Consider the following 14,793-nt stretch of genomic DNA (forward strand, 5'->3'; position numbering starts at 1 on the left):
GAGGCTCACCTATGGTTCGACGACGCTCCACCCCTTGGATTCATCGTTGGTCACGGTGGTTGATTGGCGGGGTTGCCCTCGCTGGCATGGTGGTGACCGCCTACCTGACGATCGCCAAGCTGACCAATCAAGAGGTCACTTGTCCCACCGATGGCTGTGACATTGTCCTCAATAGTCCTTGGGCAACCGTGTTTGGTATTCCCCTCTCCCTCATTGGCTTTGTCGCCTACACGGGGATGCTGTCGTTGGCGGCCCTGCCCCTGTTGTTGAACCAGCCGCAGCAAAAAGAACTCCGCCGCAATGCTGAAAACACCACTTGGCTTTTGCTCTTTCTGGGGGCAACGGCCATGGCCAGCTTCAGCAGTTACCTCATGTATATCTTGGTTACAGAGATTAAGGCCACTTGTCCCTATTGCATTGCCTCAGCCGTCTTTAGCTTTACATTTTTAATCTTGACGATTATTGGTCGTGAATGGAGCGATCGCGGCCAACTCTTTTTCAATGGCGTGATTACTGCTGTGATTACGCTGGTGGCCGTCTTTGGCATCTATAATGCCCGCATGGCCAACCCTGAGGGTCCTGGCATCCCCATCGTCAATACCTCAGGTGCGGCGGAAATGGCCCTCGCTCGCCATCTCACCCAAGTGGGAGCGGTTATGTATGGTGCCTATTGGTGTAGCCACTGCCACGATCAAAAGGAACTCTTTGGTAAGCAGGCAGTACGGGAACTCAACTATGTTGAATGTGACCCCAATGGTGCCAATCCCCAAGTGGAACGCTGCCGTGCCAAGGGAATTCAGGGCTATCCCACATGGGAAATCAACGATCAGCTTTACTCCGGCACGCGATCGCTCAGTGAACTCAGTCGGCTGAGTCAATACACAGGCCCGATGAACTTCAAGAACCAATAGGGGCAAGGAACCGCAGTGATAGAATGAAGCCAACCGGGCACTACGCAGGTTTTTTATGCTTTCTATTGATACAGCCGCCGAACCCGCCAAGGCTCCTTTTGCCACACCACCTGCCCTTGCCAACATCTTAGTGGTTGAAGATGAAGACCTGATTCGGGAAACCCTTGTCCTTGCTTTGCAGGAGGAAGGCTACCATACCCTTGTGGCCAGTGATGGTTATGAGGCTCTCAATCTCATTAATACCTATCTCTTGACGGATACTAATCCTGAAAAGGCAGAGGTGCATTTGATCATCCTAGATGTCATGCTGCCGGGCATCAATGGATTAGACCTATGCCGCTTAATTCGCCGTGAAGGCTGTACAGTTCCCATTCTCATGATCAGTGCCAAAGGCAGTGAAATTGATCGAGTGGTTGGCCTTGAAATTGGTGCCGATGACTACTTGGCCAAGCCCTTTGGCATGCGGGAGATGCTGGCGCGCTGTCGTGCCCTATTGCGGCGGACGCAAATTCAACAGGCTACAGTGCCAACGGTGCTGCGCTTTCGCGATCTCTGCCTCTATTCCCAAGAATGCCGCGTAACCCTGCGGGGCAAGGAGATCAATCTCTCCCCCAAAGAATATAAACTGCTTGAACTGTTTATGCGTCACCCTCGCCGCGTTTGGCCACGGGAGCAGTTACTCGATCAAGTGTGGGGGCATGACTTTATTGGCGATAGCAAAACGGTTGATGTCCACATCCGCTGGCTGCGGGAGAAAATTGAAACCGATCCCAGTCATCCCCAATACATTCTTACGGTGCGCGGTTTTGGTTATCGTTTTGGTTGAGACTCAGTAAAACAATCCCCATCAAAGCTGCCGGTAAAAGGAGCAGTAAAGTAATTAGCCCCAAATTTGGCGGCAAGGGATAGAGGGGGGCAATAAATTTAATGCCTAGGGCCATGAAGAGCGACACCAGCAAAACCGCCGATAACCACCTTAGTTCTGACAGCCAAGGTGTCATGTTATTTCTCCATCCCTAGGGCACTTTCAAGGGCAGTGGCCATGATGGCAGTGGGGGCGGGTTGGCCAATCCAGTACTCCAAGGCTGCGGCTCCCTGATGGAGAAGCATGGCAAGGCCGTCGAAGGTTTGCAGTCCCCGTGCCATCGCTAATTGCAAAAGAAGGGTGGGGCGAGGTTTGTAGATGAGGTCATAGACAATGGCGGTGGTGGGCAATCGTGCCAAGTCCTCGGCTGTGAGGGGGGTGGTGCCAGTATGGGGACTCATGCCAATGGGGGTGGTATTGACCACAAGGCTGACTTTCTCCAAACAACTGACCCGCTCTGACCATAAAAGGGGATGGAGCGTGATCTGTGGCCAACTGGCAACAAAGGCCTCTAGCCGTTCCCCTTGGCGACCACTGATATAGATCTGCCGACAGCCCAAGTCATAACAGGCAGTGACCACGGCTCGCGCGGCACCCCCATAGCCCAAGACTAAAACAGCAATCTCCGACCACGGGTAGGACTGTTGCCGCAGTGGTGCCAAGAAGCCATGCACATCGGTATTGGTACCCACCCATCCCTTTTCACTGCGATAGACGGTGTTGACTGCCCCCACCTGCTGTGCGAGGTCGCTGACATCCGCCAAATAGGGAAGGATGGTTTCTTTGTGGGGAAGGGTGACATTAAAGCCAACGACATTCAGGGCATCGAGGCCAGCGATCGCCACCCCCAACTGCTGCGGCTTCACCCAAAAGGGCACATAGACATAGTCCAGACCCAAATGCTCCAACGCGGCATTGTGCATTGCCGGTGAGAGGGTGTGGGCAATCGGGTCGCCAATCACCCCCAGAAGCTGGGTGTGGCCAGAGATCTTCGGCATCCGCTCCTAAACCGCCTCGTGATCTTTTTCGCTGGTGCGGATGCGAATGACCTGCTCAACGGGCGTCACAAAAATTTTGCCGTCGCCAATTTCCCCCGTGCGGGCAGCCTCAATAATTTTCGCCACGACCATATCCACTTGACTGTCTTCAACGACAATCTCAATTTTTAACTTTTGTAAAAATTCTACTGTGTATTCGGAGCCGCGGTAGCGCTCGGTTTGCCCCTTTTGCCGCCCAAAGCCGCGTACTTCGGAGACGGTCATGCCGACAATGCCCGCATTGACAAGGGCGATCTTGACTTCATCCAGTTTGAAGGGACGAATAATGGCTTCTACCTTTTTCAATGTCAAACTCCTTCTTTATGGCAACGGGCTAATCTTTATTTAGCATTGGCAAAAGAGTATAGCGTGTAGCAATAACTACATTATCTCCAATCCTCGGGCGATCGCCCAATGGCAAGGTCTCGCGCTGGCTCCAGAAAATAAGCTCTAATAGGGAAGGTAATTGAGAGGGAGTCAAGCATGGGGTGGCAGCGACCCGATGGCCGTCAACCACAGGAATTGCGATCGCACCAGTTTCAGCGGCATTTCACCCAATTTGCCTTAGGTTCAGTGCTCGCCCAAGCGGGGCAAACTCAAGTGTTGTGCACTGTTAGTCTCAAGGAAGGCGTACCCAAGTTTTTAGAAGGCACAGGCCAAGGCTGGCTCACCGCAGAGTACCGCATGCTACCCAGTGCAACGCGGCCACGGCAAGAGCGAGAATTTCTCAAACTCTCTGGGCGCACCCAAGAAATTCAACGCCTGATTGGTCGTAGCTTACGCTCTGCTTTGGACTTATCCTTACTGGGGGAGCGCACGCTCATTGTGGATGCGGATGTGCTCCAAGCCGATGCCGGCACGCGATCGCTGGCGATTACAGGGGGCTACATTGCCCTTGTGGATGCCCTGAGTACCTTACTTCAGGAAGGGGTACTTAGCGAATCTCCCCTATGTCATCAGGTGGCGGCAGTCTCTGTGGGGCTGATTGATGGCGACCCCTATTTGGATTTGAGCTACGCTGAGGATGTGGCAGCCAGTGTCGATTTCAATGTCGTGATGACGGCCAATGGTCAGTTCATTGAGGTTCAAGGTACAGCAGAGATCGGTTCCTTTGATCGGCCAACCCTCGATCGCCTTCTCGATGTCGCCAGCCAAGGGATTCAAGAACTCATTGAGATTCAACAGCAGGTCCTAGCGGCAAGCCATGAGTGAGCAGGCCATTTACCTCGGACACATCGTCAAGTCCAACTCCCACTGCGATTATGTGGCGCAACTGGTGGATCGCTTGGATGTGCCCCACCCCCCCGCCCCAGAAGACTATGGCTTTGGTCGCTTTGTCAAGCTCGAGGATGAGCAGCGCCACTGGGCAGTCGGGGTCATTTACAACTCTCAACTGTTGAATCCCCAGTTCCATCAGATCAGCCCGCGCCTCACCACCAATGCCGACACCTTTCTCAGTCCCGATTTGGTCAGTGAAACCCGTACACTGCTGTGGATTGCCCTCATTGGTCATTTGGTGACTACTGAGGATCGCCTCTATGGCCAGCAGGGGATGCCCACCCTTGTGGTGCCTGTGAATACGCCCGTGTGGCAATTGACCACTGCTGAGGTGTTGGCCTTTCATCGCAGTGCCCAAGGTCAAGCCCAGTTTCGCTACTATGCCCATTTGTTACGCTCAACGGGGAACTATGCCGCACCCTTGTTGGGGCAAATTCTGGAAACCATTACGCCACTGTTCAGTGGAACTGAACGGCGATCGCTCGAAATTATCAACAAAGAGTTGGCTTGGCGGCATACCTTAGGCACTTTGCGCTAAGACTGGACACAGAAATTGGGGTTTTGCAAATAAACTTCATGAAAAATCCTATGCAATGGTGACAAATTAGCGATACATCTGCTAAGGTCATTAAGTGTGTGAGGAGCGAACCAGTTAAGGGCACCGAGACGAAACACGGCCAGTCGTCGGTGCTCTTTCTGATTTTGAGGCTATGCTGGCACGGGTTTGGAGTGCTGCCGTTCTAGGAATTGACGCGATTCCCGTCGGCGTCGAAGTAGATGTTTCTAGCGGCTTGCCGGGGATTGTGGTGGTCGGTCTGCCCGATGCGGGTGTGCAAGAGGCACGGGAGCGCGTTAAGGCGGCGATTCGCAATGCCGGTTTTAGCTTCCCGATGCGGCGAATTGTTATTAATCTCACCCCCGCCGATTTACGTAAGGAAGGCCCTAGCTTTGATCTCCCCATTAGCATTGGTATCCTAGCTGCTTCAGGACAGGTTGCAACGGATTTACTCGGCGATCATCTCTTTCTCGGCGAAGTGTCCCTTGATGGCACCTTGCAACCCGTGGCCGGGGTACTGGCGATCGCCGTTGCGGCGCAAGCCCAAGGCATGACCGGTCTTGTGGTGCCCATGGCCAATGTCACTGAAGCAGCGGTGGTGCAGGGGCTAAAGGTCTATGGTTGCCACACCCTCGCCGAAGTCGCAGCCTTTTTGAATGACCCCAGCTCGCGATCGCCAGCAGCCAATTCCCTGAGTTTGCATGCCCCACCCTCTCCCCGCTTTAGTCTCGACCTTAAGGACGTGAAGGGGCAGTATCAAGCGCGGCGTGCCCTCGAAATTGCGGCTGCGGGTGGGCACAATCTCATCTTTGTCGGGCCACCGGGCAGTGGCAAAACAATGTTGGCACGGCGGTTACCCACCATCTTGCCGCCCTTGACCTTTGAGGAAGCCCTTGAAGTCACCAAAATTCACTCCGTGGCTGGACTGCTCAAAGAACGCGGCCAATTGCTCCAAGAACCCCCTTTTCGGAGTCCGCACCATTCTGCCTCTGGCCCTGCCCTTGTGGGCGGTGGCAGTTATCCGCGTCCGGGGGAAATCTCCCTTGCCCATCGGGGGGTGCTCTTTCTTGATGAATTAACGGAATTCAAGCGGGATGTGTTGGAGTTTTTGCGGCAGCCCCTTGAAGATGGCCAAGTCACCATTGCCCGCACCCGCCAATCCGTGGTGTTCCCGGCGCAATTTACCCTCGTGGCCAGCACCAATCCCTGCCCCTGTGGCTACTATGGCGATCCAGTGCAACCCTGTACCTGCTCGCCGCGCCAGCGAGAACAGTATTGGGCAAAGCTCTCTGGCCCCCTGCTGGATCGCATTGATCTGCAAGTGAGTGTCAGCCGCCTCAAGCCCGAGGAAATGACCCGCCAAACCCTAGGGGAAGATTCAGCCACGGTACGGCAGCGGGTCTTGGCGGCACGCCAACGCGCCCAACAGCGATTTGCTCAAGAACCCACTCTCCACTGCAACGCCCAAATGCAAAGCCGCCATCTGCGCCAGTGGTGTCGTTTGGATGAGACTTCGACTAATCTCTTAGAACGGGCGATCGCCCAACTGGGACTCTCGGCACGCGCCACAGACCGTATCCTAAAAGTAGCCCGTACCATTGCTGATCTGGCCGACTGTGAAACGATTGCCGCTGCCCATGTGGCCGAAGCCATTCAATACCGCACGATTGATCGTCTGCAATAGACGCGGCTGGTTCGCACTCCTACTGGGTTTCTTAGCCCTACTGCTCATCGGCTGTACAACGGCAACCCAATCCGCGAAGCCGATTGAACTGATTTTCTGGCATGGGGTCAACCCACCCCCCAACCGCGTGATCCTCCAGCGTCTTGTGGATCGCTTCAACGCCCGCCATCCCCAGATTCATGTCCAAGCTCTCTACGTTGGCCAACCCGACCAGCAGTTACCGAAAATTCTGGCCGCAGTGGTGGGCAATGCCGCCCCAGATCTGCTCTGGTATAACCCCACGATCACGGGGCAGTTTGTTGATCTGGGTGCCCTGCGTCCCCTTGATGACTGGTGGCAAGCTTCCCCCTACCGCGATCAAGTTAGTCCTGCTCTGATACCAACAATGCGCTACGGCAACCATTACTGGTCTATTCCCTTTGCCACCAACAACCTTGGAATTTTTTATCGTCCCAGTTTATTGGCTGCCGCTGGCGTGAAAACACTGCCCAGCACATGGCAGGAATTAGAACAGGTCAGCCAAACCCTAAAGGCACAGGGCATCACCCCACTACTCCTTGCCCTTGGCCAAGGGGAATTTGCCGTCTTTACTTGGTTGCCCTTCTTTTGGAGTGCGGGTGGCAGTCTCGGAGACACACCAGAAACCGCCCACATTGACACACCCCCCGCGATCGCGGCTCTTGAGTTTTGGCAACGCCTGCGACAAGAAGGCTTAGCGACACTCTCTGCTCCGGAACGTGGTTATGAACTGGATCAATTGATTCGTGGCGAGGTGGCGATGCAAATTACAGGGCCTTGGACGTTGGCGCAACTCCAACAGTCGGGGGTGGATTTTGGCGTTCTACCCATGCCCGCCCTCAAAACCGCCGCAACCGCACTGGGGGGCGAAAATCTCTTTGTCTTTCGCTCAACACCGCAACGGGAAGAGGCTGCTCTAGCCTTTTTGGACTACGTTCTCAGTGAAGAATTTCAGACGGAGTGGGCTTTGGGCACAGGGTATTTGCCCGTGAATGAACGGGTGCGTACCAACGATCGCTATCAGGCCTTTGTGGCACAGCAACCTGCGCTTCGTGTTTTTCTAGATCAGATGGCCGCTGCTCAGGCACGTCCCAACTTCCGTGGTTATACCCGCTTTTCCCAAACCCTTGGACGAGCGATCGAAAGCGTTCTCCTTGGCAAATCAACCCCGAAAACCGCAGTGGAAACCGCAGAGCAACGTTGGCAACTGATGCGCCCGCGTTAAAAGAGACTACCCGCCGCCTTGACCATATTGGCTGGGTTAAAGGCATCCATGGCAGCGGTGGCCTCATAACCACAGTGCACCATGCAGTCACGGCACTTGGGATTGCCACTTTTGTGGCCATACTTCTCCCAATCGGTATTTTCAATCAGTTCCTTCCAAGTTTTGTAATGCCCCTCATTGAGGAGATAGCAGGGTTTTTGCCAACCCAAGACGCTATAGCTGGGCATTCCCCAAGGGGTACACTCATAGTCCTTTTCACCGACCAGGAAATCAAGGAAGAGGGGATTGTGGTTAAAGTTCCATTTCTTCTGACCCGCGCGGTAAGGAGCGAGAATTTCGCGGAAGAGGGCACGGGTTTGCTCCCGTTTGAGGAAGTGCTCCTGATCCGGTGCCCACTCATAGGCATAGCCCGGCGAGATCATCATGCCATCCACCCCTAGGGAACTGACAAAGTCAAAGAACTCCTGCATTTCCTTAGGATCCACCCCTTCAAAAATTGTCGTATTGGTGGTGACACGGAAGCCCTTGGCTTTAGCCGCTTTAATCGCTTTCACCGCAATATCAAAGACCCCTTTGCGATCCACGCATTTGTCGTGCCACTCCCGCAGACCATCGAGGTGAACGCTGAAGCTAAAGTAGGGGGAGGGCTTGAATTTATGGAGATTTTCCTCTAGGAGAATACCGTTGGTGCACAGATAAACAAACTTCCGCCGTGCCACCAAGCCACTGACAATTTCATCAATTTGCGGGTGCAGCAGGGGTTCCCCACCGGGAATGGCAACAATCGGTGCACCACATTCTTCAACGGCGCGGAAGCATTCCTCTGGGGTGAGATATTTGCGCAGGACTTCAAGGGGATGCTGAATTTTACCGCAGCCCGAACAGGCGAGATTACAGCGAAAGAGAGGCTCAAGCATCAAGGTGAGGGGAAAGCGCTTTTTGCCCTGTAGGCGTTGTGAGATGATATAGGTCGCGACTTCCACTGCCTGCTTGATGTGGACTCCCATGGGCAATTCTCCTCAATGTGGCTAATTTTCTAGCCAAGACGCTTAATAGATGTTTATAGTTGTAGCAGCTTTGTGGGCGATCGCCAAAGTGTCCTATCAGGTTTGCAAAGTGGCACACTATGCTCGTGCTCAAGAGGCTAGCGGCAGCGACAGTGAAAATTTTTGCAAAATCCCCTAGCCAATCTTGACAGAGATACCTATAATCAGAGACCATTAAAGGTACTGTAGAAAAATCCCTTTTGCTTAACCTCCATAGCCTAAGAGACCAAAGGTTAAGCATAGACTTTCATCAAGGCTGGCATGGGGTGACATCTTTTCCTTCTGCAAGTCGTGCAGAGCTTTTTAGGTATCACCAGAGTTGCGTTCTGCGTTCCAATGCCAACCCACCTCTACAGGAACCCTTTTCCCAACCATCTTAAAGCCAAACTTGCACGCGTCCCTTACAGGGGCAAGAGTGGCTCAACACTGTGCTAGATGCCTTTAGCCCATTCATGCTGACGTTTATTTTGTTAAGAAATTCTAAGGATAATGAATGCCTAAGCAAATTATTATTGCCGAGGAACATCGGCTAGCGGCGGTCTTTGCCGAAGATCAAATTCAAGAATTAATCGTGGCCACGGGCACCCATCAGGTGGGGGACATCTACCTTGGGGTGGTTGAAAATGTCCTGCCGGGCATTGATGCTGCCTTTGTCAACTTGGGGGATGCCTCCCGTAATGGCTTTATCCATGTCACTGACCTTGGCCCATTGCGCCTGAAGCGAACGGCTGGGGCAATCACGGAATTGCTCGCACCGCAGCAAAAAGTGCTGGTTCAGGTCATGAAGGAACCCACGGGCACCAAGGGGCCACGGCTGACGGGAAATATTTCGTTGCCTGGGCGCTATCTCGTGCTGATGCCCTATGGTCGGGGGGTGAATCTATCGCGACGGATTACCAATGAGGCGGAACGGCATCGGCTACGTGCCTTGGGCATTTTGGTCAAACCCGCTGGCATGGGGCTACTGGTGCGTACAGAGGCTGAGGGTGTCTCCGAAGAGGCCATACTTGAGGATCTGGAACTCCTGCAACGGCAGTGGGAAACGATCCAACAGCAGGCGGCCTCCAGCCGTCCTCCCCAGCTTCTGGGGCGCGATGATGACTTTATCCAAAAAGTGTTGCGGGATGTCTATAGCAGTGATGTCAACCGCATTGTGGTGGATACTCCGGATGGGGTCAAACGGGTCAAACAGCACCTGAAAAACTGGAATGTCAATAAGCCGGTGGGGGTTCTCATTGACTATCACCAAGAACCCATTCCCATTTTGGATTACTTTCGGGTGAATGCTGCCATCCGTGAAGCCCTGAAACCCCGTGTGGATTTGCCCTCCGGTGGCTATATCATCATTCAACCAACAGAGGCACTGACGGTCATTGATGTGAACTCTGGTTCATTCACTAGTTCAGCCACCTCGCGGGAAACAGTGCTGTGGACGAACTGCGAAGCGGCTACGGAGATTGCTCGCCAACTGCGACTGCGCAATATTGCTGGCGTGATCATTGTGGATTTTATTGACATGGATTCCCGCCGCGACCAGTTGCAACTGCTGGAGCACTTTAGTAAAGCCCTGCGTGCTGATAAAGCTCGCCCCCAAATTGCTCAACTCTCAGAACTGGGGCTGGTGGAACTGACCCGCAAACGTCAAGGGCAAAATATCTATGAACTTTTTGGCCGTCCCTGTAGTGCCTGCGGTGGCTTGGGTCACTTGGTGCATTTACCCGGTGAACCAGAGGATAGCCCCGGCGAAATTGTCGAGCGATCGCCCATGCCGCGTCCACCGGAGCCACGCCGCAGTTTAGAATCCCGCACTGAACCCAATGGCTTTGCCAGTAGCAGTCTAGAGACCCAACTCATTAACCACCCTGACTATCAAGCGGTAGGGGGTATTCGCCCGCGTGCTTCCCGCAGTAGTCATCCACCAACCCCTCGCAGTCCTCGTCGTGCCTCTGAAAATGGCAATGGTCGCAAGGTGATTACCACGCCTACAGAAACGGCGCCGCCGCCAGTGGTCAAAGTGGAGAGCCGTCCGCTGCGCCCTGCCCGTCCTAGCCGCTCTGAACCAGCGGAAGTGATTACCGTAACAATGACGGATCAAGAGCAGGCGGTCTATGCGGAAATGGGAATTTCACCCCTTGTGTTGCACTCTGAGGAGGTGAAGAATCCGCGGGGAACGATTGTGATGGTGGCACGCCCCGGCCAAGACCCCCTACCCCTGCCCCAGAAAACTGCACGACCCGTTAGTGAGGGAATGCCTGAGGATATCCCAGAGACTGCTGATGAGCCGCCCGCCCCTGTGGTTAGCACGATTAATGTCGAGCCGATTCCAGCCACTGCGCTGCTCAATACCAGTGAGCCAGAAGTCACGACCGAGTCTGAATCCGGCGGGGAAGCATCCACCCCAGAGGCCTCCGTGCCCGCAGGTCGGCGGCGGCGGCGACGGGTCACCACTAGCGAGCAGCTCTCCCTCGATGCCAATACTTAGGCTCAGCAATGTTGGGGGATCTAGACCCTGCCCTCATCCAAGAGTGGCTCAAGGCTGCATCGGCAGAACTTCCTCAGGGGGAACCCCTTCAACGGCTACCGCGGGTGGGGTCTGAAGCTTTTGCCTTTGCCCTTGTTACCCCAAAGCACCAGTTTACCCTTGGGCGTTCCAATTTGCGCTTTCCCTTAATGAGCGCAATTAAGCCCTTCTTGCTGCTGTATGCCTTGACGCTGTGGCAGGAGCAGGTGTGGACGTGGGTGGGACAGCGCCCCTCAGATTACCCCTATAACTCTGTGTTGCAGTTAACCCTTGATCAGGGGTGGCCGCGCAATCCCATGATTAATAGTGGAGCGATCGCCCTTGCTAGCCAATTGGCTGATGTTGGCGGTGTTGCAGTCTTTCAGACTTGGCTCAATGAGTGTGCGGGTACGCAGTTGCAGGTGGATCAGGAGGTGTTAGCAGCCGTTTATCGCCATCCCAACTGGCAAAATCGCACCCTTGCCCACTGTTTAGTGGAGTCTGGACGCATTGCCGATGCCGGGGTTGCCCTTGAGATCTACAATCAGGTGTGCTGTTTCCAAGGAACGATTGAGGAAGTGGCGCGCTTGGGTCTCCTGTTGGCACTGCCCCATGACAAGGTGAGCGATCGCCATCGTCAGCAGGTGAATGTGCTCATGCTCACCTGTGGCCTCTACGAGGACTCCCCCCGCTATGCCCTAGAAATTGGCTTGCCCGTGAAATCGGGTGTGAGTGGTGTGATTTTGGCCATTGTGCCGCGACAGGGGGCGATCGCCTGCTACAGTCCACCCCTCGATCGCAGTGGCAACTCGATTTTGGGTCTATACCTGCTCCAGCGCATCAGCCGCCACCTCGGCCTCAGTCCCTTGGGCTAACTGCACCACCAAGCGGCGATCCGGTTCCTCTCCATAACTAAAGGTTTCAAGGCGATCGCTCTCTACCTTGATGAGACTGTGAACAACACGCCGCTCTGCTGCAGATAGGGAGCGAATTTCAACGGGTTTACCGGTGTCGAGGACTTGGGCAGCCACCTGATGGGCAATCTCCTGCAACTGGCGATAACGGGCGCGGCGATAGCCCGCCAATTCCAAGGTAAAAGCCGTTTGCTCCTCCCGCGATCGCCCCAAATTCAACGTGGCATTGAGCAGATATTGCAACGCATCGAGAGCTTGGGCATTGTTGGCCAGCAGGGATTCAATTTGCGCAGCACTCAGGGACTGGCGATCGATCTCTAGCCAGTGCCCCGGCACCACACTTGCCAAAGGGGACTCCACCACAGAAACGGTTGTCTTAAAGCCTGCTAGAGCAAGCACCTGTTCCAGCCACGCACACCCCGCAGCAATTGGATCAGCGGTCATGCCTCCCCTCAACTTGATGGATGACGCTTGGCTTTAGTGGCCTTGGCACTTTTAACCCCCTTGCCCTCAAAGGGAAGAGCGGCGCGGTTTTTCAATGCCTCAGCCCGTTCCTGCTCCTCCACGAGTTTTTGCAGGTTCTCTGGCAGCGGCTCCTGCTGAAGGATAAAGGTCTGTACCGTCTGGAAGATGTTGGCGATTAGCATATAGAGCAGCACCCCTGCCGGCAGTGGGAAAAAGAGGAACATCCCAGAGAAGATAATCGGCGTCAATTGATTCACGGTTTGCTGCTGCGGGTTATTGCTGCTGCCTTGGCCAGAGAGCAACTGGTTGACGTAGAGACTGACGCCAAAGCCAAGGATCATGATCAGGATATCCCAGTGGATCGCGCCCCAATTAAACTGGCGTGTGCCATCGGGCAGCGTGATGAAGAGTTCCCCTTGATCAATGACACCCACATGGCCAAGGGCAGAGATAAAGAGGAAACCTTTATCCGCCGCAATCCCCGGAATCGTTCCCTGAACCGTTACATCACCGGGTTGCAGGGCTTGCAGATGCCCCTCACTGTCAATGGTTGCCCGCTCTTGACCGCGAATAATTTGCCACTTGGGTTGCAGGTGACTATTGGGATAGGCGGCGGCCAGTTCACTAAAGGGTTTCCCCTCCTTGGTTTGGAATTGGAGATCCACCGTTTGACCCACTGGAATCTTGGTACCGCTGGGAACCACCGCCTGAATGGGGAAATGAATGCCCTCATCAACGTAGATATTTTGCGGCTTAGTGGCAAAGGGCTGGGCTAAGACAGTTTGATCAGGGGGAACAATTTGCAGGTTGAGCTGGTAATTCACATCAGCAAAGGGTGATCCGCGGAGCGTGGCAAAGAGAGCAAAGAGAATCGGCAACTGCAACAGCAGGGGGAAACACCCCGCCAAGGGATTACCAAACTCCTTGTACACCTCTGCCATTGCCTTTTGCTGTTCGGCAGGATTATCCTTGTATTTCTGTTGGATTTCCTGCATCCGTTTTTGCATGATCGGCTGCACAACTTTCATGCGCCGCATATTGCGAATGGATCCCGCACTGAGGGGATAGACGGCAAAGCGCACCACCAGTGTCAGCGCCACAATCGCAAGGCCATAGCTGGGCACAATCCCATAGAAAAAGTCAAGGATTGGCAGCATGACATTGTTGGAGAGGAAACCGATACCAAAATCCATGGAATCCTGCAATTAAGGGTGAACAGTTAACAGAACTATCTTAGGTCTTAAGAACCAATCGCGCCACTGACACTTTTGGCAGCGGGACTCAATTTGGCAGAAATATAGTCATAAATTTCACGGAAGCGGGGGACAGCGCGCATTTCTAAGCGGCTACCATCTTTGAGGGTGACGACCATATCACCGTAGGCGCCCCAGCCGCGAGGAACGGTGACGACTTTGGTGATTTCGCTATAAATGACATCGGAGCGATCGCGCCCCATCCAGCCGCCTATCACCGTAATCCGCCGATTGGTAATGCGGTAGCGCAGCCAGAGGGCACGGACAATGGCACCAACGGTAAGGGGCAGACAAATCACCGTTAGCCCCAACAGTAAGTTGATCACCAAGTCACCCCAATGGGGACCGCCTTCGTAGAAAACGTCTTCGGAAATTCCCGGCATCGTCAGTACCCCTGCTTTGGCCATTAACTGCGTCAATTCAGCGCGACAGTCCTCGTCACTCACTTGCAGTGCCGCCTGACGCACTACCACAATCATATCCCACCCTGCGGCTATCTGCAGTAAGAGTGAGCCGATCACCCGTCGCCATTGCCGTTTCAAACGGTTGCGATCGACGGCTCGCTTACTCACCTTTTTGCTGACCACAATGCCCAGCCGTGGTGCTGCCTTGACGGCTTGGGGCGCCAGCCAAAGAACGGCCAGTTTGCCGTGGTGGGCGGTTTTGTGTTGATAGACGCGGTCAAAATCATGGCGATTGCGCAGGCGATGTTGACGAGGGAGCACTAGACTGCAAGCCGTGCCCGTCCTTTACGCCGCCGTGCCTTAATGACGTTCTGACCTGATTTGGTGCGCATGCGCGCGCGGAACCCAGAGGTGCGTTTACGTTTGCGGACAGTACCGCCCAGTGTACGTTGCGTCATGGCTGTTGCAGTTATGATGGTTAATCAGAAAAAATACTGCCCCAAGGGGCACGCCCTAGTCAGTCGTTAGAGCGATCTACAATCGTATCACTTCCCGTGAGGCAGCGGTAGCCCTGCAAGGCTATTGCCGTCTTGGTCGTGTTGCCTATCATTGCTCACATCCTACGGACGAGGTTTGC

16 protein-coding genes and 1 pseudogene are annotated in these 14,793 nt (G+C 54.4%); 8 read left to right on the forward strand and 9 right to left on the reverse strand.

Going from position 1 to position 14,793, the window contains the following annotated elements; translation table 11 throughout:
- Positions 1-11 precede the first annotated feature (11 nt).
- Both RHH27_RS13165 and RHH27_RS13170 read left to right on the forward strand, forming a co-directional pair.
- The gene (locus tag RHH27_RS13165) at positions 12-911 is read left to right on the forward strand and encodes a vitamin K epoxide reductase family protein (protein WP_225901597.1); all 900 of its coding nucleotides are present in this window, start codon (positions 12-14) and stop codon (positions 909-911) included.
- Between the two features lie 55 nt (positions 912-966).
- Positions 967-1,737 (forward strand): winged helix-turn-helix domain-containing protein, encoded by a 771-nt coding sequence (locus RHH27_RS13170; protein ID WP_206200515.1) that lies wholly within the window; start codon positions 967-969, stop codon positions 1,735-1,737.
- On the opposite strand, the gene RHH27_RS13175 is transcribed toward RHH27_RS13170, so the two are convergent.
- Genes RHH27_RS13175 through RHH27_RS13185 form a run of 3 tightly spaced genes read right to left on the reverse strand, consistent with a single transcriptional unit; the run spans position 1,703 to position 3,119 of the window.
- Positions 1,703-1,912: a hypothetical protein gene (locus RHH27_RS13175; RefSeq protein WP_206200516.1), complete on the reverse strand. Its 210-nt coding sequence runs from the start codon at positions 1,910-1,912 to the stop codon at positions 1,703-1,705. The two genes, RHH27_RS13170 and RHH27_RS13175, sit on opposite strands and share 35 nt — an antisense overlap.
- Position 1,913: 1 nt before the next feature.
- Positions 1,914-2,774, reverse strand: a complete 861-nt coding sequence (locus RHH27_RS13180) for a shikimate dehydrogenase (protein ID WP_206200517.1) — start codon at positions 2,772-2,774, stop codon at positions 1,914-1,916.
- A 6-nt stretch (positions 2,775-2,780) separates the two neighbouring features.
- Positions 2,781-3,119 (reverse strand): P-II family nitrogen regulator, encoded by a 339-nt coding sequence (locus RHH27_RS13185; protein ID WP_206200518.1) that lies wholly within the window; start codon positions 3,117-3,119, stop codon positions 2,781-2,783.
- Positions 3,120-3,296: 177 nt separating this feature from the next.
- Between RHH27_RS13185 and rph the strand changes: the two genes are divergently transcribed.
- The 4 genes from rph (at position 3,297) to RHH27_RS13205 (ending at position 7,574) form a co-directional block, all read left to right on the forward strand.
- Complete coding sequence (gene rph, locus RHH27_RS13190; RefSeq protein WP_206200519.1) at positions 3,297-4,025, forward strand: ribonuclease PH; 729 nt, start codon at positions 3,297-3,299, stop codon at positions 4,023-4,025.
- Positions 4,018-4,629 carry a hypothetical protein gene (locus tag RHH27_RS13195; RefSeq protein ID WP_206200520.1) on the forward strand — a complete coding sequence of 204 codons (612 nt, stop codon included), beginning with the start codon at positions 4,018-4,020 and terminating at the stop codon, positions 4,627-4,629. Before rph ends, RHH27_RS13195 begins: the two co-directional genes overlap by 8 nt.
- Before the next feature lie 172 nt (positions 4,630-4,801).
- Positions 4,802-6,331, forward strand: coding sequence for a YifB family Mg chelatase-like AAA ATPase (locus RHH27_RS13200; RefSeq protein ID WP_302678503.1), 1,530 nt, complete (start codon positions 4,802-4,804; stop codon positions 6,329-6,331).
- Positions 6,285-7,574: an ABC transporter substrate-binding protein gene (locus RHH27_RS13205; protein WP_302678504.1), complete on the forward strand. Its 1,290-nt coding sequence runs from the start codon at positions 6,285-6,287 to the stop codon at positions 7,572-7,574. Before RHH27_RS13200 ends, RHH27_RS13205 begins: the two co-directional genes overlap by 47 nt.
- Here the strand turns inward: RHH27_RS13205 and hpnH are convergent.
- The gene (gene hpnH / locus RHH27_RS13210; protein ID WP_206200523.1) at positions 7,571-8,581 is read right to left on the reverse strand and encodes an adenosyl-hopene transferase HpnH; all 1,011 of its coding nucleotides are present in this window, start codon (positions 8,579-8,581) and stop codon (positions 7,571-7,573) included. The genes RHH27_RS13205 and hpnH overlap by 4 nt on opposite strands.
- A gap of 532 nt (positions 8,582-9,113) precedes the next feature.
- Here hpnH and RHH27_RS13215 point away from each other — a divergent pair.
- Both RHH27_RS13215 and RHH27_RS13220 read left to right on the forward strand, forming a co-directional pair.
- Positions 9,114-11,102: an Rne/Rng family ribonuclease gene (locus RHH27_RS13215; RefSeq protein WP_302678505.1), complete on the forward strand. Its 1,989-nt coding sequence runs from the start codon at positions 9,114-9,116 to the stop codon at positions 11,100-11,102.
- Positions 11,103-11,110: 8 nt separating this feature from the next.
- Entirely contained in the window at positions 11,111-11,995 is an 885-nt protein-coding gene (locus RHH27_RS13220) for a glutaminase (RefSeq protein WP_302678506.1), read from the forward strand.
- Here the strand turns inward: RHH27_RS13220 and RHH27_RS13225 are convergent.
- From RHH27_RS13225 to rpmH, 5 genes and pseudogenes are all read right to left on the reverse strand, one after another.
- Positions 11,942-12,478, reverse strand: a complete 537-nt coding sequence (locus RHH27_RS13225; protein ID WP_302678507.1) for a R3H domain-containing nucleic acid-binding protein — start codon at positions 12,476-12,478, stop codon at positions 11,942-11,944. The genes RHH27_RS13220 and RHH27_RS13225 overlap by 54 nt on opposite strands.
- An 8-nt stretch (positions 12,479-12,486) precedes the next feature.
- On the reverse strand, positions 12,487-13,692 hold the full coding sequence (gene yidC / locus RHH27_RS13230; protein WP_302678508.1) for a membrane protein insertase YidC: 1,206 nt from the start codon (positions 13,690-13,692) through the stop codon (positions 12,487-12,489).
- A 47-nt stretch (positions 13,693-13,739) separates the two neighbouring features.
- Entirely contained in the window at positions 13,740-14,135 is a 396-nt protein-coding gene (locus RHH27_RS13235; RefSeq protein ID WP_225901724.1) for a PH domain-containing protein, read from the reverse strand.
- A gap of 72 nt (positions 14,136-14,207) precedes the next feature.
- Positions 14,208-14,477, reverse strand: a pseudogene (gene rnpA / locus RHH27_RS13240) (ribonuclease P protein component); the annotation flags it as partial.
- Complete coding sequence (gene rpmH, locus RHH27_RS13245) at positions 14,477-14,614, reverse strand: 50S ribosomal protein L34 (protein ID WP_099799755.1); 138 nt, start codon at positions 14,612-14,614, stop codon at positions 14,477-14,479. The gene rpmH and the pseudogene rnpA, both read right to left, overlap by 1 nt.
- Positions 14,615-14,793 lie beyond the last annotated feature (179 nt).

This window comes from Thermosynechococcus sp. PP555 (assembly GCF_031583225.1).
Classification (GTDB): domain Bacteria; phylum Cyanobacteriota; class Cyanobacteriia; order Thermosynechococcales; family Thermosynechococcaceae; genus Thermosynechococcus.